Raw genomic sequence first — 19493 nt, 5'->3', positions numbered from 1 at the left:
AAGGAGGTAACCTATGGATATCAAACCACTCGATGATCGCCTTTACGTGGCAGCACAACCTCGCCTCGACGAACTTGAACAGCTTGCCGAACAAGGGTTCCGCACCATTATCTCCAATCGCCCGCGCGGGGAAAGTGATGACCAGCCGGATCCCGATGCCCTCAAGGCTAAGGCCAAATCACTGGGCATGGCCTGGCATGAAGTTCCCGTAAAGCCTGGGGAATACGCAAAGGCGGACATCGATGCCTATTCAGATGTGCTGCATTCTGCAAAGGCCCCCGTGCTCGGCTTCTGCCGAACGGGAAAACGCGTGGCCCATCTGTGGGCATTATCACTCGCCCCGCAGCGTCCGGTATCCGAGCTGATCGCCTCAGCCAAAGCGGCTGGCTATGACTTGGAGCCCTTGCGCGACAGGCTTGAACAACAAGCCCATCAGGCAAAGGGTGATTCTGGGTCGTGAGCGTGCTATGGCCAGCCTGAAGCATTATCTGCCCATCCTCCAGTGGCTGCCCGGCTATGGACGCGATACGTTGGCCAGTGACCTGTTGGCAGCGGTAATCGTGACCGTCATGCTGATCCCGCAGTCGCTGGCATACGCCATGCTGGCGGGCCTTCCCCCCGAGGTGGGGCTTTATTCAAGCATCGCCCCGCTGTTCGTTTATGCGATTTTCGGGACCAGCCGCACCCTTGCCGTAGGGCCAGTGGCAGTAGTCTCACTGATGACAGCGGTGGCCATCGGTCGTATCGCCCCGCAAGGGTCGCCGGAATACCTGGGTGCTGCACTGTTACTGGCACTGATGTCTGGTTTGCTTCTCATCCTCATGGGGGTGGCGCGACTGGGCTTCTTAGCCAATTTCCTCAGTCATCCCGTGACCTCCGGATTCATCACCGCCTCGGGGCTGCTCATCGCGACCGGTCAGGCCCGACACTTGCTGGGGGTGGAAGCCTCGGGTCACAACATGATCGAATTGCTGGGCGACCTGTGGGGAAACGTAGGAAGCCTCCATGGCATTACTCTTGCCATCGGTTTAGGTGTGCTGGTCTTTCTTTATGCTGCCCGGCGTTGGTTAAAGCCAGGGCTCCTGTCGCTAGGCCTGCCGTCACGCTCAGCGGATATGCTGTCCAAGGCAGCACCGATTCTTGCCGTGGCGCTGACCACCCTAGCGAGCTGGGCCTGGCAGCTCGACCAGCACGGCGTAGCCGTCGTGGGCGAAGTACCGGCCAGCCTACCTCCGCTTACCTTACCAGGTGTGGACCTTGGGCTATGGCGTGAACTGTTAGTAGCTGCCTTGCTGATAAGCGTGGTCGGTTTCGTGGAGTCAGTATCGGTAGGTCAGACCTTGGCCGCCAAGCGTCGGCAACGCATCGAGCCAAACCAGGAACTGATCGGTCTTGGCACTTCGAATATCGCGGCTTCCTTCTTTGGCGGCATGCCGGTGACGGGTGGCTTTGCCCGTTCGGTGGTCAATTTCGATGCCGGCGCTCAGACTCCGGCGGCAGGTGCGTTCACGGCCATAGGCATCACACTGGCCGCGTTGCTGCTGACACCGTTGATCGCCTATCTCCCCATCGTCACGCTCGCCGCAACCATTATCGTCGCCGTCCTGTCATTGGTGGATCTCGGCGCGGTGCAAAAAAACTGGGCCTATTCCCGTAGTGATGGCGTAGCCATGTTGGTAACCATCATCGCCACCCTGGGCCATGGGGTGGAAAGCGGCATCCTGGCTGGCGTAGGGCTGTCGCTCGCCTTGCATCTCTACCGTACCAGCCGTCCCCATAGCGCCGTGGTTGGCCGAGTTCCGGGCAGCGAGCATTTCCGAAATGTCCTGCGCCACGACGTTGAGACCGATAAGCGTCTGGTCCTACTCCGCATCGACGAAAGCCTTTATTTCGCCAACGCCCGTTACCTTGAGGATACCGTGATGGCCTTGATTTCCCGTGACTTCGAATTGCAGCATATCGTGCTGGCGTGTCAGGCAGTTAATACCATCGACGCCTCGGCCTTGGAAAGCCTAGAGGAGATCAACGCTCGGTTGAAGGATGCCGACGTGGCGCTGCATCTGGCCGAGGTCAAGGGGCCGGTTATGGACAAGCTTCGTGGCTCCGATTTCATGAAAGCGCTCGGCGGCGAGGTCTTCCTCAGTACCTACGATGCTTGGCGCAGCCTGCATCAAGAGAAAACGTCGTTGGCTCAGGCAACCAACACCCAACGGGTTCAGCAAACTAAGGAGTAAACGAAGTGGATTGGACTTCAAATCTGCAAGGACTGGCCGGCGGTATACTCATCGGCATTTCCGCTACCTGGTTGATGGCCACGCTAGGACGTATCACCGGTATCAGCGGCATCGCCGGCACGCTGGTGACGACGCGTCCAAAGGGCGACAGTGCTTGGCGGGCCGCGTTCCTGGTTGGCCTGGTCACCGGGCCTGTTGTGCTCGTTCTGGTGGGAGGCGGTCTGGGAAACGTGGTGGGACAGCCCAATGAGGTTATTGGTGATCCCGCCGGTGGCGTGATGCTGATGTTGATTGCGGGGCTGTTGGTGGGTGTCGGGACAGGGCTCGGCAGCGGCTGTACCAGTGGTCATGGGGTATGTGGCCTGTCACGTCTATCGCCGCGTTCGATGGCGGCTACCGTCACGTTTTTGCTGAGTGCCATGGCAACCGTCTATATCACCCGACATGTGATAGGAGGTGGGGCATGAGAACCTTAATGGCTTACGCCGCAGGGCTCTTGTTCGGACTCGGCCTCGCCATTTCAGGCATGACCGATCCGGCGCGTGTTCTCGGCTTTCTGGATATCGCCGGCGAATGGGACCCTACCTTGGCCTTCGTACTGGGCGGGGCCGTCATCACTACCTTCATCGGCTACCGGTTGGTATTGCGTCGGAGCAGCCCTTTTTTTGGTGATAAATTCCACCTACCAACCAAGCGTGAACTCGATAGCCGCTTGCTCGGTGGGGCGGCGCTCTTTGGCATTGGCTGGGGGCTTTCGGGCTACTGTCCAGGTCCTGCCATCGCCTCGGTCGTCGGACTGAGCACGCCTCTCGTCGCGATGCTTGTGGCAATGATTGGCGGGTGGTGGTTAGCAAAGCGGTTCTCAGGCAGCCGCTGACCAGCGCTTGAGCTTAAACCATTGTTTGCTACGATTGAAGTACAGGTTTCGAAGTGTAGTTTTAGGTTAACGAAAGATAACTAGTGTCTGAAGAAAGGATGACGTTGGACAAATTAAATTAGGAAAAGGAGGTCACATGCTCCCTTCAACGACTTCACGCGTTGAGCAGAACACTGCCGACAGCATCAATCAGCATATCCGGCGGCGCACCGAAGACAACATCGCGTACTTTGCCCAACATCGCCATGAAATTGAACGCCGTCTACAAGAGCTCGACAATGAGTGGGACATTGAACGCACTCTGGAAGCGAACGCGTCAGCCCTGAGCCTGGCTGGTGTGGCTCTTGGGGGCTTGGTCGATAAGCGTTGGCTCCTGTTGCCTGCGGCGGTTACCGGTTTTCTTCTGCAACACGCATTGCAGGGGTGGTGCCCACCCATCATTATCTTTCGAAAACGTGGTGTACGCACTTCAAAAGAAATCGATCAAGAACGCTATGCGCTTAAAGCATTACGTGGAGACTTTTCCCACCTAGAAAGTACTCCGCCAGCCAGCCCACGTGATCGTATATACGAAGTGCTGGACAGAGTAGAACGTTAAGAACGCATTCGCTTATCTAAGCGAATGCTCATCAGGCCAAGCAAGTCCTACCCTCAGTGGGCAGGGCCGAAATGTACATGCCAAATCAACTCTCTGCTCTCCTTTGTTAAGAGAGCGGAGTTTATTTCTGCGCGCTACACCTCCCCCCAGCGACTTTCAGTCCGCTGAGTAATGTACTTACCCTGCTCAAGGTTTATGTTTACGTGCTAAAACAGCTGTTCCTAGCACAACTAGAAAGTGGAATACTGTGCAATCATGCCAAACAACGTAGCGCTGTTTGGGCAGAGTTGTATGAGTGGTAATATCCACGAACAATTATTCCACAGTGTTTGAGACTGTCTCGAAACGTTGCTTGGTTGCTTGGATTGCTTCGTTTGAAATACCTAGAACACTAAAATTCTGATAGCCAAGTTTGAGAAGATCATCGGCTAACGCAAATTAACCGCCGCCCACGTCGATAAATAGCCGTCGCATTTCGAAATCCTCTGGATCAGCCCCGTTATAAATAAGCTAAGCCTCTTCACAGGTTAAAATATCAACAAAACACCAAATGGATAGCGTCATATTTTATTTATCTCAAAAAAATTGCCTAACTGCGTTGCCTGAATTTCAGGTGACTACCTTTAATCCATCAAGATGGATGGAGGTAACGCATAGCAGAACCATCTGAACCGAAGTTCCCTTATTTTTATATGGAGTGGTTTTTTGGTACTGGTGAGAGATACGGTGTGGTGAGAAAGGCGAATCATTGTTGCCAGCTGCGCCTTCTTGTTTCCGACGAGTGCTACCTATTTGCTACCTGACATCTAACAAAACAAAAACGGCCACTGTAGCAATTAGCTAAGTGACCGTTTTATATGTCTTTTTTGGTCGGAGTGACAGGATTCGAACCTGCGACCTTTGCAACCCCATTGCAACGCGCTACCAAGCTGCGCCACACTCCGATGTCTTGTGCATTTCCCTCAAGACGGTGCGTATACTATCGCTTTATGCGCCAAATGAAAAGTTATTTTTGCGCTTTCTTTTCAAGTATTTGGCATTAGGCATGGTCTGCATCCAGCAACAGGCGATGCATCGCTTCATACACACCGGGCGCAGTCACCAGCAGTTCATTAGGATACAGGTCCGCAGGCACGCCTTCTGGAACGATACCCAAGTGCCCTACGCTTGCCCCAGCTTCACGGGCAACAACCCAGCCAGCAACAAAGTCCCAAGGCGAAACGCTTTCATAATAAGCACCCAAGCGTCCGCAGGCCACATCACATAAGTCCAACGCTGCTGCTCCATTGCGTCGTACATCTCGACAATGCGCCAGTACTCCATTCAAGCGTGCTAGTAGTTTTTGGCGGGCCTCTTTTTGATAAGGAAAGCCTGTACCTACCAGGGTTTCAGCTAGCCTCATCACCTTACTGGCCTGGATCGGTTGCTGATTGCAATAAGCGCCCTGTCCTTCTGCCGCACTGAAGGTTTCATCCAGGAAAGGCGCATAGACCACACCCACCTTGGCTATCCCCTCTTCCATCCACCCAATGGACACCGCAACATGCCGTAACCCTTGCGCAAAATTGACGGTGCCATCAATGGGGTCTACCACCCAAAGTTTAGAAACATCGGCATTTAACGCATGCGCGGGGGATAGTTCTTCACTGAGGAGCCCTTCATCAGGGAAGGAAGTGTTTAATCGTTCTCTTATTAACTGATCGACGGCCACGTCAACATCCGTGACTAACTCATCACCCGCTTTAAGCCGTTGTGAAAATGACTGGTCTGCGCGTGCCTGACGAATGAGCTCTCCTGCCTCATGGGCAATAGAAACGGCTACATCCAGACGCTCTTTCAATGTATGCATTGCTCTGCTTTTCCTTCTACGCATTGCGAGGAGTTTGAGCATAGTCACACAATATGACTTTTTAAGTCACGATGATGCAATAAAAGCAGGAAAATTAACGCAGTGCACCCACCAGAATGTCGACGACTACACGCGTGGCCGCCTCAATCAGCACTACATCAGCGCCTACTCGTTCCCATTCGTAGCCAGGATAGCGCGGCAAATGACCGGCCAATGAGCCGTCAAAGCGCTTTGCTATACCGGGTGGTAGCGGTTTGCCACGCTGAATTTGTCGTTGAATGCCGGGGGGCAGTGATTCAGCAGCGGGTGCATTAAACTGGCGTAGCAAGCGCAGTAGCTCGCGCTCATTGACGCGTGGCAAATCCACATATTGCTTATTGTGGCTTTCACGCATCGAACGTGAGCTTCCTTGCTGATACCGCTGCTCTTGCCCATTATCGCGTGCGCCATGGGCTGGCGCGTGGGCAGGCGGCTGTGCAAACGTGTTGCTGGCAACTATCAATCCTCCCAGACAACTTACCAACACGGCTAGACTCGTTCGCTTCATTTGAAAACCTCTCACTAAACATATTGGCTAACACGGTTAGCTTGTAGTGTAGTGAGGAAATACGCACAGAGTATGGAAATATAAAGATCATACGGGGTCTTTTAACATCCACTCCCTATCGGATACTAAGAGCCTTTGACCACGATTTTTCCTGCTTCAATATTAATAATGCCCCCGCGTGCTGACTGAATTTCGATTCCATCCCCACTTGTGTTACTGCTCGTAAACGCGTCAAGCAGCTCTTGTTTACGGCTATCAGTGCCGCTATCACAGGCTTGAAAGCTGAAATCATCAGAAATAGCTGAGTCTGCTTGAGCTGTTTCGGACAGCGAATAATTTACCAATGCCATACTCCGATAGGAAGCCAGCTCCCCCTCGCAGGCGGTTAAAGACGCTTTATCAAGGTAATTCCCATACTGGGGCACTGCCACTGCCATCAAAACGCCCACGATAGCAATGACGATCATGAGCTCTATCAGAGTAAAGCCATCTTCGTCCCCTTTGATCTTGCCGCTATGCTTATCCAAGCTGCCCCCTGTTTATCGACATCACGCACATTTTTATTGAAATTACTAACTAGTCTTACAGCAGTATCACAGATACAATACTAATCATAATTAATCAATTTATTAGCCGAAAAATAGCGTTTTAATTTATGAGAGCAGGCGAATTATTGTTTGTTAGCAATCTTTCATGAGCAACAATTAATACTCTAATATCAAAAGCTTAAGAGATCATCTTTTTCGAGATTATTGATGGAATTTGAAGGATTAGCCAAGCGTTTAATTAACAGCGAGCTGCTAAGCATCGACCAGGCCGAAAAAGCAGAAACAGCGTCACTCGCCTTGGGAGTATCATTATTACGCTATGTAGCTGAACAAAGACTCGTGGACGCTAGCGCCGCCGCTTCTGCAGCTGCCTGGGAATATGGCTTTCCAGTGATTGATTTAGAGACTCTTCAGCTAGAAGCGCTGCCCACAGCTACCAGCTTTCCTGTCCATCTTTTAACATCCTTAAAAGTCCTGCCTCTGGCTCAACGGGGGCGTCATCTCACGGTCGCCATTTTCTGCCCATCAGTCCTGTCTCAACTTGATGAGCTAACATTCTCTCTAGATGTCGTTAGCATTGAAGGAATTTTGGCCCCGTTCGATCAGCTTGAGACCGTATTAAATAGCTACCTCACCCATCATAAATATGCCTCTTTAGGTTCCATCAAGCATCTGCCTGATTATAAATTGGCCTCTGAAGATGACGATTTTCAGCTTGAGGACATGGCCCAAAGCATAGAAGACGGGCCTGTCGTTGAATTCGTTAATAAAGTACTGCTGGACGCTATTGATCGGGGTGCTTCAGACATTCACTTCGAGCCCTATGAGCAACGCTACCGTATTCGATTCAGGATTGACGGCGTGCTTATTGAAGTTGCTCAGCCACCACTGACAATGCGAAATCAGATAGCAGCACGCTTGAAGATCATGGCTCGCCTTGATATCTCGGAGCGTCGCCTTCCACAAGATGGAGCCATTAAATTCTCGGCAAAACGCCATCAAACGTTAGATTTGCGTATCAATTCATTGCCGACCGTTTACGGCGAGAAGGTCGTATTACGTCTGCTTGATCCTACCTCTCTTCAGCTTGGCATTGACCAATTGGGCTTTTCAGATACCCAGAGGGGGCTCTATGAAAAAGCACTCAAACAGCCCCAGGGAATGATTTTAGTCACAGGCCCTACTGGCAGTGGTAAAACGGTCTCACTCTATACGGGCATCGCACTACTCAATCAAGTAGAGCGGAATATCTGCACGGCAGAAGATCCTGTTGAAATCAAGGTAGCAGGTATTAATCAAGTGAACGTGCTACCCCACATTGGACTGGATTTTGCCAATGCACTGCGCGCCTTTCTCCGTCAGGATCCTGACGTAGTGATGGTAGGTGAAATACGCGATCTTGAAACTGCGGAGATTGCAATAAAAGCAGCACAAACAGGTCATCTTGTACTTTCAACCGTGCATACCAATTCTGCGGCAGATACCCTTACGCGCTTATGCAACATGGGAGTATCGGCATTTAATATTGCAAGCTCGGTGAGTCTGATTATTGCGCAACGCTTAGCTCGAAAATTATGCAGTCATTGCAAACAGCCTACGAACATCCCCATGGACGCCATCTCCAGCGAAGTTACCAATGAAGATATCCTTCAACAAGCAACCTTTTATCGTGCTGAAGGATGCAAAAAATGCACACATGGATATAAAGGCCGGGTGGGCATCTATGAAGTGGTTCCCGTTTCCGAAACGATTCGGCAGCTCATTATGCACAACGCGTCCGCACTTGAGATTAACGAGCAGATCAGAAAGGAAGGACATGCCAGCCTTCGCCAAAGCGGCTTTTATTATGTTATCCAAGGCATTACCAGCCTGGAGGAAATTAATCGTGTCATTAAGGAGTAACGCTTGACTCGATATGCCGTTAAACGTAAAGCCAAGTCACCCCGCTTGTATCGCTGGAAATGGACAGGGACGGTGGGCCAAACACGTTTACTACATGGTGAAATTATCGGCCATAGCAAGGTCGCCGTTACCGCCGAGCTACGCAAACAAAATATTGACGTGCGGCGTGTCGCTAAAAAAAGCGACCTGAGTAGCCAAGGACGTATAAAACCTCGCGATATCATGATTTTTTCACGCCAGCTGGCAACGATGATTCAAGCGGGCATCCCCCTATTACAGGCTTTTCAGGTAGTGGCTGAAAGTCTGAAAAAACCGTCGATGGTGGCGCTTATTCATCAGCTAACCAATGACGTAGCATCAGGGACAAGCTTTTCTGACGCCTTACGATACCACCCTCAATATTTTGATCGTTTGTTTATTAATCTGGTTGATGCAGGCGAACAGTCCGGCACACTTGACAAAATGTTAGAGCAAAACGCGGTTTATAAGGAAAAACTAGAGTCCCTAAAGGGGCGTGTCAAAAAGGCGTTGTGGTATCCGACGACCGTTTTGCTGACCGGCATCGCGATTACACTGCTATTACTTATTAAAGTGGTACCTCAGTTTGAAAGCATGTTTCAAAGCTTTGACGCTGAGCTACCGGCGGTGACACAGCTAACCGTCGACTTATCGATGCTGGCCCAACAACTATGGCTACCTTTACTGGGAACAGCCACAACAGTGATTCTATTGCTGCGATGGCTGACGCGCCGCTCTCCAGCGCTTGTCTACCTGCTTCATCGCCTTTTGCTACGTATTCCTGTTATCGGCAACATCATTGATAAAGCGGCTGTTGCACGATTTTCCCGTACCTTGGCCACGACGTATGCATCCGGCATTCCTCTGGTAGAAGGGCTTGCAACTGCGGCTGGCTCAACGGGCAATAAGGTATATGAACAAGCGGCACTCCAGACACAAAAGGAGGTAGCAACAGGTCAGCAGCTGCATTTTTCAATGCGAATGACCAACCGTTTCCCTGCTTTAGCGATCCAGATGGTAAGCATTGGTGAAGAAGCCGGTGCCCTTGATACCATGCTCCACCGTGTAGCCAGTTACTACGAAGAAGACGTCGATAACCAGGTGGATGCGCTGACGTCTTTAATGGAGCCCCTCATTATCATTGTGCTGGGCATTTTGGTGGGGGGAATCGTCGTTTCTATGTATTTACCTATTTTTAATCTGGGTACCGTCATCTAGGTATTCTGAGGAGCATTATGAGTTCTCTTACGCTGAGCACCGGCCTGGTGGTTTGTTTGCTGGGCCTCTGCTTGGGTAGCTTTGCAAACGTTGTTATCACTCGTCTTCCTGTCATGCTAATGCGTCACTGGCGGCTTGAGGCTCGTGCGGCTCGTGCGGCTCTTGAGCTGCCTATGGAACAAGCACCTCGCTTTAATATTGCGACACCTCGCTCACAATGCCCACGCTGCGAGAGCTCCATCGCCTGGCACGATAATATTCCCTTAATCGGCTGGGTTAAACGACGCGGCCGCTGTGCAAACTGCCACACCCGCATTAGCTTGCAGTATCCCCTTGTAGAATTAAGCAGCGGTGTACTGGCCCTAACAGTTGCACTGCTGCAGGGCATAAACCTCTCCAGCCTGTTTATTTATGCAGCCTGCGTAACCCTTCTCGTACTGGCCGTGATCGATCTTCGCACCTACTTGTTACCGGATGTTCTCACCCTTCCCTTGCTGTGGGCTGGCCTTGTCTATCAACTCTTATTTCAGCCCTACTTATTAACCAATGCCGTCGTTGGTGCGATGGTGGGTTACCTGATCCTTTGGAGTTTTTACTGGCTATTTAAACTAACCACTGGAAAAGAGGGCATGGGGTATGGTGATTTTAAGCTTCTAGCCGCTCTTGGCGCTTGGTTGGGCTGGAGCTTCCTGCCCCTGCTCTTACTGCTCTCAGCCGGAATAGGTGCTGTTGTAGGCGTTGTGGCACAGACACGCTTTCCACACTTACGTGGCGCACCGCTTCCTTTTGGGCCTTTTCTCGCGCTAGCAGGCTGGGCATGCCTCCTGGCAGGACATGACCTTATCGCCCTTTATTTGTCCTTTTTCCCTGGGGTTTAATACAAACCAAGAAGGTATATTGCATCTCATGCCCAAAGCGGCGCCTACATGGGCGTAATGCGCTATAGGTACCGACTTTCTACGTAAAAACACGTAAAATAGCGTTTTAAAGAACGCAATAAAGGGTAGCTATGATTATTGGCTTAACCGGGGGCATTGGTTCGGGTAAATCAACCGTAGCGCGCGCGTTTGAATCGCTAGGGGCCAGCTGGGTAGATGCAGATACCGTTGCCCGCGAAATTGTGGCACCAGGTGAGCCTGCCTTAAGCGCTATTATTGATTATTTTGGTTCAGATATTGTCAAGCAAGATGGAACGCTTGATAGAGCCGCTTTGCGTTCAATTATCTTTGAAGATCCACCCAAGCGTGAATGGCTAGAGTCGCTTACTCATCCGGTTATCAGAGAGCGGTTAGTTGCGCATTTAACCTCTCTATCCCACGATTCACCCTATGTACTTCTCGTTTCACCGTTACTTTTTGAGTCAGGACAAAACATGCTGGTCACCCGAACAATTGTGGTTGACGTGCCCACCGATGTTCAGCTTTCCAGAACACTCGCTCGTGATGACGTAAGCCCTAAACAGGTACGTGCCATTCTTGCAGCGCAAATGTCTCGTGAAGAGCGCTTGGCTAACGCCGACGATGTGATAGATAACAGCGGAGATTATGACTTTATGATGCGTCAGGTTGAGCGTCTGGACAGTATTTATCGCACTCGTTAATTCAATTTTATCTATATATTTCAGGATTATTATGACTCACCCTGCTAATGATACTCCCATGGAAGTTAACTGCCCCCACTGCGGCCAAAAAGTGGCTTGGGCACCAGAGAGCACCTACCGTCCTTTTTGCAGCAAGCGCTGTCAATTAATTGATTTTGGCGCATGGGCTGAAGAGTCTCACCGTATCGCAGGCGAGCCAGCCATGGATGAGGCTGACTTGGATACCCTTCTGGCACAAGCGGATAAAGATGCGCCTCTTTCTTAACGAATGGTTTTCACGGTGAGGTAAATATTGGTCATGCAAGAGCCCGATGTAACCGCTTATCACTTATTGCATGAGCTTGATCATCGATTTGATAATCTGGTTTGCGCTATTGAAGCGGCGCTGGTGCTTTACGAAAGGCAGCGCCCGGCGGCGTGGGTCATGCATCAGCCGTCCGTCGAATTAAACTGGCTGCGAAACGCACTGCTGGATATGTGGCACCAGGAAGGCCAAGACGGTCGTGAAACGCGTAATTACATAGGAGTGATTGCCGCTGGCACTCCCCTTATTGAGGCAGTTGGCACTATTAACCATGCTAAAACAGCAATTAGCGAGTTAATCCATAGGATAAAAGAGCTCTCTCCAAAAGCATTCGGAGAAATCAAGCAACGCCTGCCACAACGCCACCCTCAAGTAGATAATGTATTGCGCCGTACCGGGCTTGCCAAACTCCACCTGAAACAGTGTTGGCGACAAATACCGATTGCTGAAGCGCCGGTTTCGCGTATACGGCTTGCCTGGTACAGCAGCGGGCGCTCTATCAAACGTCTCAGCGTGCAGGAAGCGGAGAAAAAGCTCATGCAACTGGATACCGAAGCGCCGCATATACGTATTCAACTGCGCAAGCTGGCTGGCCTTCCTAGCGACGAAGCGTTGGCACAAGTACAAGCGCAGGCGCCTTTGATGCGGGCGAACCTTTTTTTTACTGAGCCTTTACTCGACGGGCACTCACGGCGGGCGCTCAATATTGCCATGCCGCTGTTTGTGCCCGCTCCTGACCAACGCCTGCCCCATATCAACTTGCCGCCGCTACACCCTCCTACGGAACGCACACGGGCAAGAAGGCGCGATGAAAAGCTTGAGCACGAAGCGTTTTTACCCAGCTTGCGTATTTATCGCTACCGATCCTGATCAAAGGCCTAACCACCAGTGAGATCAGGCGCTTGATGTTGTGGCCAGAGCTCATAAAACAACAGCGTTGAAATGAGTTCGTGCAGCTCCTGGTCCGATTGGTTGTACTCATCCATTAACGCTTTCAAGCGCTCTCTAAACAAGCGCTCTCGTTCTTGTGAGCGTTTTACTGCGTCATCTTCTTCTAACGCTGCCAATGAGCGTACCGGTGGCCCGGTTGGAATATCGAAGTCACTCTTAGGATCTTCCAACTGGCGCAAAGCTTGCGCAAATGCATCATCCAACTCACGAAACTTACGCAGCTTGTCACGTTCATCCGACTGTTTTGGAGTTTTGTGATATTTCATTGATGTTTCATTCATACCTTACTTGAAATGGTCGAAGTACCGCCACAACAGGTATTTCCACAAGAGATACCCAATGCCGCACAGCCAGCCTGGAAGTCTGCCGTGCATCTCGGTGCAGTGGAATTACCACCAAGCGATGACAACAGGTTATCGGCCAATGCCAATAGCCTTACGAGAAAAGGTTCAACATATCATTCACTAAAAACGTATAGGACGTAAACGACAAAGCCTATATGCCGACTAACTCACATCCCCGGAAACGCTATTAAAGGCATAGCTATCCAATAGCGTTTTAAAGGCAAGACGAGCAGCCACAGAATCGTACACAAAAAAAATCAAACAATAGTCAACACGATACGATGGGGCAAGCTATATGCACAAGCGACCCATGTATGTCAGACAGCAACTCGATATTCCCGGACAGCGCCCGCCTTTCAATAGTGATATCAAATCAGGTCAAGCCTGTTTTTAATAAACCATAAAAGAGCGTAGTGTACAAACAGAATACTCTCCACAACAGAGTACTCTCCACCCTTTGCTCTTACCAGCACAGAGCAGCAGCGTGACCGGTCTACTGCCGAGCTGATAGAAGCAGTTGAATATGCCACTGAGCTAGACAAGGAACGGCTACAGGCTACTTAGCATATCCATACAAAACCGTATTGCCAGAAAGGCGACGCGATGGGCTCAACGGATAGCCAGTATTGGGCGTATACCTGGAAATAGCAATGGCACTCACCGTATGCTGCATCAAATAGCCCATGAAGGCACTTACAGCCTCGCCAACCGTCTAGCCTAGCTCGCCAAGCGCCATACATGCTATAGGGCGACGCTATCCTTCCTGCAAGCTATGTCACAGCAACGACACGGCCATATCAGCGACACGATTACCAAACACGCTAAATAATTTCAAGCTGGCAAAGAGTGCAGCACTAACTTTTGTGGCGCTAAGCTAACGGGAGATATTTTTTTAATATTGAATAGCTATCGGGCCCATTGTGAGCCGCGCACCGGAAATCTGCCTCTTGTTAAAGCAAAACCGGCATTTCTTAAGAGAAGTGCCGGTAGTTGCTAATTAATCTTCCATGCTTTCCAGCCAGGACTCAACAGTTTCGTCACCGTATTCATCCTTCCAGCTACGCAAACCTTTATGGTTACCACCACGGGTTTCGATAATTTCGCCCGTATTGGGGTTTTTATACGTTTTTAGGCGACGCTTACGGCGACTAGCATTATTGCTGCCAGAAGCTTTGGTGCCACGTTGATCGTTTGTCGGATCCAGCAGGGCGATAACATCTGCAGGACGCTTACCAAATTCATTCATTAGCGCTTCAAGCTTAGCCTTGAATTCCAACTCGCTTTTTAAACGCTGGTCTCCTTCAAGACGCTGCAAGTCTTCTTGCAACTGCTTAAGTTGCTGCTCTTTTTGGATATATTCGTTTAGAAGTGACATGGGGAGTCCTTATACTTCAGATTTATCTTCTGGATATTGAATTGACACTCATCATATCCATTAGTTCAGAATGCGCGCTCATTATTACTTTAAAAGCACTAATTGACAATAGTCTAGTGTACTTTCATTCAATTACTAAGAGGTTTTTTAAGCGAATAGCGTACATTTAAAAGTTTTTAAGCAGGTTGGTAAATCTAATTTAATACAACTAACTGGCTTAGAAAACAGCTTGTTAATAAGCAAAAAAGCGCCGCCCATAGGGCGACGCTTCTTAGAACCAGCGACTAAATAGCTTAGTCTTGGCCCATCTGCTGCTTGATCAGGTCACCGATGGTGGTCGGGCCACCAGCTTCGGGTTCCTGGTCACGCAGTTTCTTCAGGTTCTGACGAGTATCGTCCTGCTCTTTCGCTTTGATCGACAGATTAATCTGACGGCTCTTGCGATCGACATTGATGATACGCGCTTCAACGCTGTCGCCTTCATTCAGCACATTGCGCGCGTCTTCAACACGGTCAGCACTGATTTCAGAGGCTTTGAGGATGGCAATAACATCGGTTGCCAGCTCAACGTGTGCTTCTTTTGCGTCTACTTCAACAATACGGCCAGTCACCATGCTGCCCTTATCGTTAACAGACAGGTATTCAGCAACAGGATCGGAATCCATTTGCTTGATACCTAAAGAGATGCGCTCACGCTCAGGATCGATAGACAGAATAACGGCTTCGGCTTCATCACCTTTCTTGAAGTTACGAACCGCTTCTTCGCCAGTTTCTGTCCAGGAAATGTCGGACAGGTGAACCAGACCATCGATACCACCTTCAAGGCCGATGAAGATACCGAAGTCAGTGATTGACTTAATGGTACCTGAAACACGGTCGCCCTTGTTGTATTCAGCGTTGAACGTTTCCCACGGGTTAGCAGTACACTGCTTGATACCCAGAGAAATACGACGACGCTCTTCGTCGATATCCAACACCATGACGTCAACATCGTCGCCCACTTGGACAACTTTAGACGGATGGATGTTTTTGTTGGTCCAGTCCATTTCAGAAACGTGAACCAGACCTTCAACGCCCTCTTCCAGCTCAGCAAAGCAGCCGTAATCGGTCAGGTTAGTGACCACAGCGTGTACTTTGGTGCCTTCCGGGTAACGCTGCTTAATGTTGACCCACGGATCTTCGCCCAATTGCTTCAGACCCAGTGAAACGCGGTTGCGCTCACGGTCAAACTTAAGCACTTTAACGTTGATTTCGTCGCCAACAGCAACGATTTCAGACGGGTGCTTAATACGCTTCCACGCCATATCGGTAATGTGCAGCAGGCCGTCAACACCACCCAGATCTACGAACGCGCCGTAGTCTGTCAGGTTCTTAACGATACCTTTGATCTGCTGGCCTTCTTGCAGCGTTGCCAGCAGCGCTTCGCGCTCGGCACTGTTTTCAGCTTCAAGTACAGCACGACGAGAAACAACAACGTTATTACGCTTCGGATCAAGCTTGATGACTTTAAAGTCCAGCTCTTTATTTTCCAAATGCGCAGTATCGCGAACCGGACGTACGTCGACCAAAGAACCCGGCAGGAAGGCACGGATAGAGTCGACATCGACAGTGAAGCCGCCTTTGACTTTACCGTTGATCACGCCTTTGATGATTTCGTCTTTCTCGAAGGCGGCTTCCAGAATCTTCCAAGCTTCTGCGCGCTTGGCTTTTTCACGGGACAGACGCGTTTCACCGAAGCCATCTTCTACGGCTTCTAGTGCAACGTGAACGTCGTCACCGATAGCGATGTTTAACTCGCCATTTTCATCGCGGAATTGTGCCGCCGGGATCTGGCCTTCAGATTTCAGACCAGCATTGACGGTAACCCAGTCGCCATCGATGTCGACAACTTGAGCCGCGACGATAGCGCCTGGCTCCATGTTAATGTCGTTAAGGGACTGTTCAAACAGTTCAGCAAAGCTTTCGCTCATGGTTTTCCTACGTGATCAACGTTGTTGAGGCATAAATGCCTTCTCCGTACCACCAGCGAGTACGGGCCTAATGTCACTCTGCCTTTGGAGGTGTTAACGCTGGTTAGACCTGACCGGGCTCTCTGATATGAACGATCATATGAACTGCCGCCCTGCCATGTCATGACACCTTTCCAAAAACGCCGCAAGGGAGAATCAGGTGCCGGATGCTAACCCTTTTTGGGCAAGCAATTCCGCCAACCGTTCAACCACTTCCGGTATGCTCAGACGCGTGGTATCAAGCGTAATGGCATCATCTGCCGGCTTGAGAGGTGCCACGCTGCGCTGCGTGTCGCGTGCATCGCGTGCCTGAATCTCCTTCAAAAGACTCGAAAGACTAGCATTCATACCCGCTTCCTGCAACTGAAGATGGCGGCGACGCGCTCGCTCCTCAGCACTAGCAGTTAGAAATATCTTTAGCGGCGCGTCTACAAATACGACGGTGCCCATATCACGGCCATCTGCAACAAGGCCTGGCGCCTTCTGAAAATCTCTTTGCCGCTGAAGCAGAGCCGCGCGCACAGCGGGAAGCGCTGCCACCTGGGATGCCAACTCGCCAGTGTGCTCAGTCCGGATTGCCTGGCTTACCTCATCACCTTCAAGCAGTGTGCGGGGCTTACCATTTTCAATGGGAAATGCCACATCCAGCGATTCGGCTAATGCAGCAACAGCCGCTTCGTCATCAAGCGCAATACCATGCTTAACCGCCGCGGTGGCGGTTAGCCTGTATAACGCTCCGCTGTCGAGCAAATGCCAGCCTAAACGCTCGGCAACCAAACTGCTGATGGTTCCCTTGCCTGCCCCACCTGGCCCGTCAATGGTCAGAACAGGGATAGGCTTAGTCATTCTCGCCCTCCACGTTAACCCCCATGCCGATTTTATTGGCAAGCTCAACGAAGGTGGGGAACGACGTAGCGACATTGGCGCAGTCATCAATAATAATGTCATCACTTGCGCGTAGTGCGGCAATGGCAAAGGCCATAGCGATACGATGGTCACCTAAACTATTAACGCGCCCACCACCGTAGCTTGCAACCTCGGCATTGGCGTTACCGATAATATCGATTCCGTCGTCAACCACGGTATGTTCAACGCCCAAAATCGCCAGCCCATCAGCCATGGCCTGAATACGGTCAGACTCTTTGACACGCAGCTCTTCTGCACCACGAAGACGCGTGGTGCCAGCAGCATTTGCCGCCGCAATAAACAGCGCAGGGAACTCGTCAATCGCCAAGGGCACTTGATCAACCGGGATATCAATACCTTTCAAGGGTGCATAGCGGATACGAATATCAGCAACCGGCTCGCCACCCACTTCCGCTTCGTTAAGAAGTTCAAGGTTGGCGCCCATTAACGTAAGAATATTAATAACACCAACGCGAGTCGGGTTTATACCGACATGCTCCAGAGTGATGTCAGCACCCGGCGTTATTGCAGCCGCCACCATAAAGAACGTTGCCGATGAAATATCAGAAGGAACGTCAATGGGGCCAGCGCTCAAGGCACCGCCACCTTGCAACCAACAGGTGTCCCCTTCGCGTGACACAGAATAACCAAAACCATTAAGCATACGCTCGGTATGGTCACGCGTTGGTGCCGGCTCACGCACCCGCGTCTCACCTTCAGCATAAAGCCCAGCCAACAGCAGGCATGATTTCACTTGAGCACTTGCCATAGGCATGTCGTAGAAAATACCTTTGAGCGCCGCGCCACCTTTAATTTTAAGCGGCGGCCGACCACCTTCAGCCGTCTCAATGGAGGCACCCATCAACCGCAACGGGTCCGCCACGCGTCCCATGGGGCGTTTGGTTAGCGACTCATCGCCGGTAAGCTCGCTATCAAATGCCTGCCCGGCTAAAAGCCCCGAGAACAGGCGCATCGCCGTTCCTGAGTTGCCCACATAGAGTGGTCCGGCCGGAGCCTTAAGCCCCTTCATTCCCACGCCATGGATAGTGACACACCCCTGGTGAGGCCCCTCAATCGCAACGCCCATCTCACGAAACGCTTGCAGCGTCGCCAGGCTATCTTCACCTTCAAGAAACCCTTTGACCTCGGTGACGCCTTGAGCCAGCGCTCCTAGCATAATAGAGCGGTGTGACATCGATTTGTCACCCGGTACGCGCAAATGGCCTTTCGCTTGGCCGCCGGGCCGAACTCGGTAGGTTACCTTGCCTTGTGGTTGCATATTGTATTCCGCTTGGTAGCTGGTTTTATTCAATAACGTATCAAAGTAATGGCGTGCGTGGCTGGCACGATCAAAGGTCGCAATCAGGGCATCGCTATCGCCTCGCTCAATCGCGTGACGTAACTGGGCCAGGCCTTCTTCAAAATCATCTAAAGATGCCAGAACCGCCTCACGGTTAGCCGTAAAAATATCCCGCCACATGACCGGGTCGCTGCCTGCTATACGCGTAAAGTCGCGAAAACCACCGGCGGCATAACGGAAAATCTCAAGCCGCTCATCCTGACGGGCTAGCGTATCCACCAGAGAAAAAGCCAGTAAGTGGGGTAAATGACTAGTGCGTGCAAGGACCTGATCATGGCGCTCAACGTCCATCTCCAACACATTCGCGCCGCAGACCTGCCACAACGCACGCACGCGCGCCAACGCATCACAATCAACCTCTGGTTCAGGCGTCAAAATAACGTTGTGATCAGCAAAAAGGCGCGGATTAGCCGCCGCCACACCGCTCTTTTCCGACCCTGCAATAGGATGCCCCAACACCATATTGGCTGGCACCGCACCAAACACACGCTCGGCGCAGTCACGAATAGTGGCTTTGGTACTGCCCACATCGGTTAGCACCACATTGGCCGCCGCTTGCGAAAGCACGCCTGCCAACGATGCCATCACCGGCTCCATGGCAAGCACGGGCACCGCGAGGACGATCATGGTCGCGTCTGCCACCTGGTCAGCGAGAGTGACGCCCCCCGTATCGATTAACCCCATCTCGACACCGCGAGCGATTTCATCTTCGCTTGGGTCGCAAGCCACAATCACGCCATTAAACCCTGAGACGCGCAGCGCTGCTGCGAGTGACCCTCCAATCAAGCCGAGACCAACGATCAATAGCCGCTGTTCATTACAGGAAGGTGCTTCAACGACCGATGATGCCATA

General features: G+C 51.3%; 19 protein-coding genes and 1 tRNA gene. 11 read left to right on the top strand and 9 right to left on the bottom strand.

The annotated features are described in order from the left end of the window. The first annotated feature begins 13 nt into the window (after positions 1 to 13). The 5 genes from INT20_RS02400 to INT20_RS02380 all read left to right on the top strand — a co-directional run bounded on the left by INT20_RS02400 (position 14) and on the right by INT20_RS02380 (position 3709). The gene (locus tag INT20_RS02400; RefSeq protein ID WP_193053505.1) at positions 14 to 460 is read left to right on the top strand and encodes a TIGR01244 family sulfur transferase; all 447 of its coding nucleotides are present in this window, start codon (positions 14 to 16) and stop codon (positions 458 to 460) included. A gap of 7 nt (positions 461 to 467) precedes the next feature. Next, positions 468 to 2234 (top strand): SulP family inorganic anion transporter, encoded by a 1767-nt coding sequence (locus tag INT20_RS02395; protein WP_193053504.1) that lies wholly within the window; start codon positions 468 to 470, stop codon positions 2232 to 2234. A gap of 5 nt (positions 2235 to 2239) precedes the next feature. Further along, positions 2240 to 2701, top strand: coding sequence for a YeeE/YedE family protein (locus tag INT20_RS02390; protein ID WP_039857566.1), 462 nt, complete (start codon positions 2240 to 2242; stop codon positions 2699 to 2701). Further along, positions 2698 to 3111, top strand: a complete 414-nt coding sequence (locus tag INT20_RS02385) for a DUF6691 family protein (protein ID WP_039857564.1) — start codon at positions 2698 to 2700, stop codon at positions 3109 to 3111. Before INT20_RS02390 ends, INT20_RS02385 begins: the two co-directional genes overlap by 4 nt. A 136-nt stretch (positions 3112 to 3247) precedes the next feature. Next, the gene (locus INT20_RS02380; protein WP_193053503.1) at positions 3248 to 3709 is read left to right on the top strand and encodes a YgaP family membrane protein; all 462 of its coding nucleotides are present in this window, start codon (positions 3248 to 3250) and stop codon (positions 3707 to 3709) included. Between the two features lie 867 nt (positions 3710 to 4576). Here the strand turns inward: INT20_RS02380 and INT20_RS02375 are convergent. The 4 genes from INT20_RS02375 to INT20_RS18290 all read right to left on the bottom strand — a co-directional run bounded on the left by INT20_RS02375 (position 4577) and on the right by INT20_RS18290 (position 6632). Continuing rightward, positions 4577 to 4653: transfer RNA gene (locus tag INT20_RS02375), tRNA-Pro, on the bottom strand. Positions 4654 to 4748: 95 nt separating this feature from the next. Further along, on the bottom strand, positions 4749 to 5558 hold the full coding sequence (locus INT20_RS02370) for an inositol monophosphatase family protein (RefSeq protein WP_193053502.1): 810 nt from the start codon (positions 5556 to 5558) through the stop codon (positions 4749 to 4751). A gap of 94 nt (positions 5559 to 5652) precedes the next feature. Next, complete coding sequence (locus INT20_RS02365; RefSeq protein ID WP_193053501.1) at positions 5653 to 6105, bottom strand: anti-virulence regulator CigR family protein; 453 nt, start codon at positions 6103 to 6105, stop codon at positions 5653 to 5655. Positions 6106 to 6230: 125 nt separating this feature from the next. Next, positions 6231 to 6632, bottom strand: a complete 402-nt coding sequence (locus tag INT20_RS18290) for a pilin (RefSeq protein WP_287076489.1) — start codon at positions 6630 to 6632, stop codon at positions 6231 to 6233. A gap of 228 nt (positions 6633 to 6860) precedes the next feature. Here INT20_RS18290 and pilB point away from each other — a divergent pair, with 228 nt between their 5' ends. The 6 genes from pilB (at position 6861) to INT20_RS02330 (ending at position 12565) form a co-directional block, all read left to right on the top strand. Then, positions 6861 to 8555: a type IV-A pilus assembly ATPase PilB gene (gene pilB / locus INT20_RS02355; protein ID WP_193053500.1), complete on the top strand. Its 1695-nt coding sequence runs from the start codon at positions 6861 to 6863 to the stop codon at positions 8553 to 8555. 3 nt (positions 8556 to 8558) lie between these two features. Next, positions 8559 to 9791, top strand: a complete 1233-nt coding sequence (locus INT20_RS02350) for a type II secretion system F family protein (protein WP_193053499.1) — start codon at positions 8559 to 8561, stop codon at positions 9789 to 9791. A gap of 17 nt (positions 9792 to 9808) precedes the next feature. Beyond that, entirely contained in the window at positions 9809 to 10669 is an 861-nt protein-coding gene (locus INT20_RS02345; protein ID WP_193053498.1) for a prepilin peptidase, read from the top strand. 131 nt (positions 10670 to 10800) lie between these two features. Beyond that, positions 10801 to 11391 (top strand): dephospho-CoA kinase, encoded by a 591-nt coding sequence (gene coaE / locus INT20_RS02340; RefSeq protein WP_193053497.1) that lies wholly within the window; start codon positions 10801 to 10803, stop codon positions 11389 to 11391. Positions 11392 to 11422: 31 nt separating this feature from the next. Further along, positions 11423 to 11656, top strand: coding sequence for a DNA gyrase inhibitor YacG (yacG, locus tag INT20_RS02335; protein WP_172116555.1), 234 nt, complete (start codon positions 11423 to 11425; stop codon positions 11654 to 11656). A 33-nt stretch (positions 11657 to 11689) separates the two neighbouring features. Further along, positions 11690 to 12565: a DNA replication terminus site-binding protein gene (locus tag INT20_RS02330; RefSeq protein ID WP_193053496.1), complete on the top strand. Its 876-nt coding sequence runs from the start codon at positions 11690 to 11692 to the stop codon at positions 12563 to 12565. Between the two features lie 8 nt (positions 12566 to 12573). On the opposite strand, the gene INT20_RS02325 is transcribed toward INT20_RS02330, so the two are convergent. The 5 genes from INT20_RS02325 to INT20_RS02305 form a co-directional block, all read right to left on the bottom strand. Next, the gene (locus INT20_RS02325) at positions 12574 to 12912 is read right to left on the bottom strand and encodes a hypothetical protein (protein WP_193053495.1); all 339 of its coding nucleotides are present in this window, start codon (positions 12910 to 12912) and stop codon (positions 12574 to 12576) included. 1075 nt (positions 12913 to 13987) lie between these two features. Beyond that, positions 13988 to 14365, bottom strand: a complete 378-nt coding sequence (locus INT20_RS02320) for a histone-like nucleoid-structuring protein, MvaT/MvaU family (RefSeq protein ID WP_172116552.1) — start codon at positions 14363 to 14365, stop codon at positions 13988 to 13990. 293 nt (positions 14366 to 14658) lie between these two features. Then, positions 14659 to 16335 (bottom strand): 30S ribosomal protein S1, encoded by a 1677-nt coding sequence (gene rpsA, locus INT20_RS02315; protein ID WP_172116551.1) that lies wholly within the window; start codon positions 16333 to 16335, stop codon positions 14659 to 14661. Positions 16336 to 16530: 195 nt separating this feature from the next. Beyond that, positions 16531 to 17220 (bottom strand): (d)CMP kinase, encoded by a 690-nt coding sequence (cmk, locus tag INT20_RS02310; RefSeq protein ID WP_193053494.1) that lies wholly within the window; start codon positions 17218 to 17220, stop codon positions 16531 to 16533. Beyond that, entirely contained in the window at positions 17213 to 19492 is a 2280-nt protein-coding gene (locus INT20_RS02305) for a bifunctional prephenate dehydrogenase/3-phosphoshikimate 1-carboxyvinyltransferase (protein WP_193053493.1), read from the bottom strand. Before INT20_RS02305 ends, cmk begins: the two co-directional genes overlap by 8 nt. Between the last annotated feature and the right edge of the window lies 1 nt (position 19493).

It is taken from the genome of Halomonas citrativorans, from assembly GCF_014898005.1.
Taxonomy (GTDB): Bacteria; Pseudomonadota; Gammaproteobacteria; order Pseudomonadales; family Halomonadaceae; genus Vreelandella; species Vreelandella citrativorans.
Note: the sequence above shows the minus strand (reverse complement) of the source record. Positions and strands in the feature narration are given on the sequence as shown.

Excerpts from the sequence above, each read along its gene's own strand:
- INT20_RS02400 (WP_193053505.1), top strand. The coding sequence starts at position 14 with ATGGATATCAAACCACTCGATGATCGCCTTTACGTGGCAGCACAACCT.
- INT20_RS02395 (WP_193053504.1), top strand. The coding sequence starts at position 468 with ATGGCCAGCCTGAAGCATTATCTGCCCATCCTCCAGTGGCTGCCCGGC.
- INT20_RS02385 (WP_039857564.1), top strand. The coding sequence starts at position 2,698 with ATGAGAACCTTAATGGCTTACGCCGCAGGGCTCTTGTTCGGACTCGGC.
- INT20_RS02380 (WP_193053503.1), top strand. The coding sequence starts at position 3,248 with ATGCTCCCTTCAACGACTTCACGCGTTGAGCAGAACACTGCCGACAGC.
- INT20_RS02370 (WP_193053502.1), bottom strand. The coding sequence starts at position 5,558 with ATGCATACATTGAAAGAGCGTCTGGATGTAGCCGTTTCTATTGCCCAT.
- INT20_RS02365 (WP_193053501.1), bottom strand. The coding sequence starts at position 6,105 with ATGAAGCGAACGAGTCTAGCCGTGTTGGTAAGTTGTCTGGGAGGATTG.
- pilB (WP_193053500.1), top strand. The coding sequence starts at position 6,861 with ATGGAATTTGAAGGATTAGCCAAGCGTTTAATTAACAGCGAGCTGCTA.
- INT20_RS02345 (WP_193053498.1), top strand. The coding sequence starts at position 9,809 with ATGAGTTCTCTTACGCTGAGCACCGGCCTGGTGGTTTGTTTGCTGGGC.
- coaE (WP_193053497.1), top strand. The coding sequence starts at position 10,801 with ATGATTATTGGCTTAACCGGGGGCATTGGTTCGGGTAAATCAACCGTA.
- yacG (WP_172116555.1), top strand. The coding sequence starts at position 11,423 with ATGACTCACCCTGCTAATGATACTCCCATGGAAGTTAACTGCCCCCAC.
- INT20_RS02330 (WP_193053496.1), top strand. The coding sequence starts at position 11,690 with ATGCAAGAGCCCGATGTAACCGCTTATCACTTATTGCATGAGCTTGAT.
- INT20_RS02325 (WP_193053495.1), bottom strand. The coding sequence starts at position 12,912 with ATGAAATATCACAAAACTCCAAAACAGTCGGATGAACGTGACAAGCTG.
- INT20_RS02320 (WP_172116552.1), bottom strand. The coding sequence starts at position 14,365 with ATGTCACTTCTAAACGAATATATCCAAAAAGAGCAGCAACTTAAGCAG.
- rpsA (WP_172116551.1), bottom strand. The coding sequence starts at position 16,335 with ATGAGCGAAAGCTTTGCTGAACTGTTTGAACAGTCCCTTAACGACATT.
- cmk (WP_193053494.1), bottom strand. The coding sequence starts at position 17,220 with ATGACTAAGCCTATCCCTGTTCTGACCATTGACGGGCCAGGTGGGGCA.
- INT20_RS02305 (WP_193053493.1), bottom strand. The coding sequence starts at position 19,492 with ATGGCATCATCGGTCGTTGAAGCACCTTCCTGTAATGAACAGCGGCTA.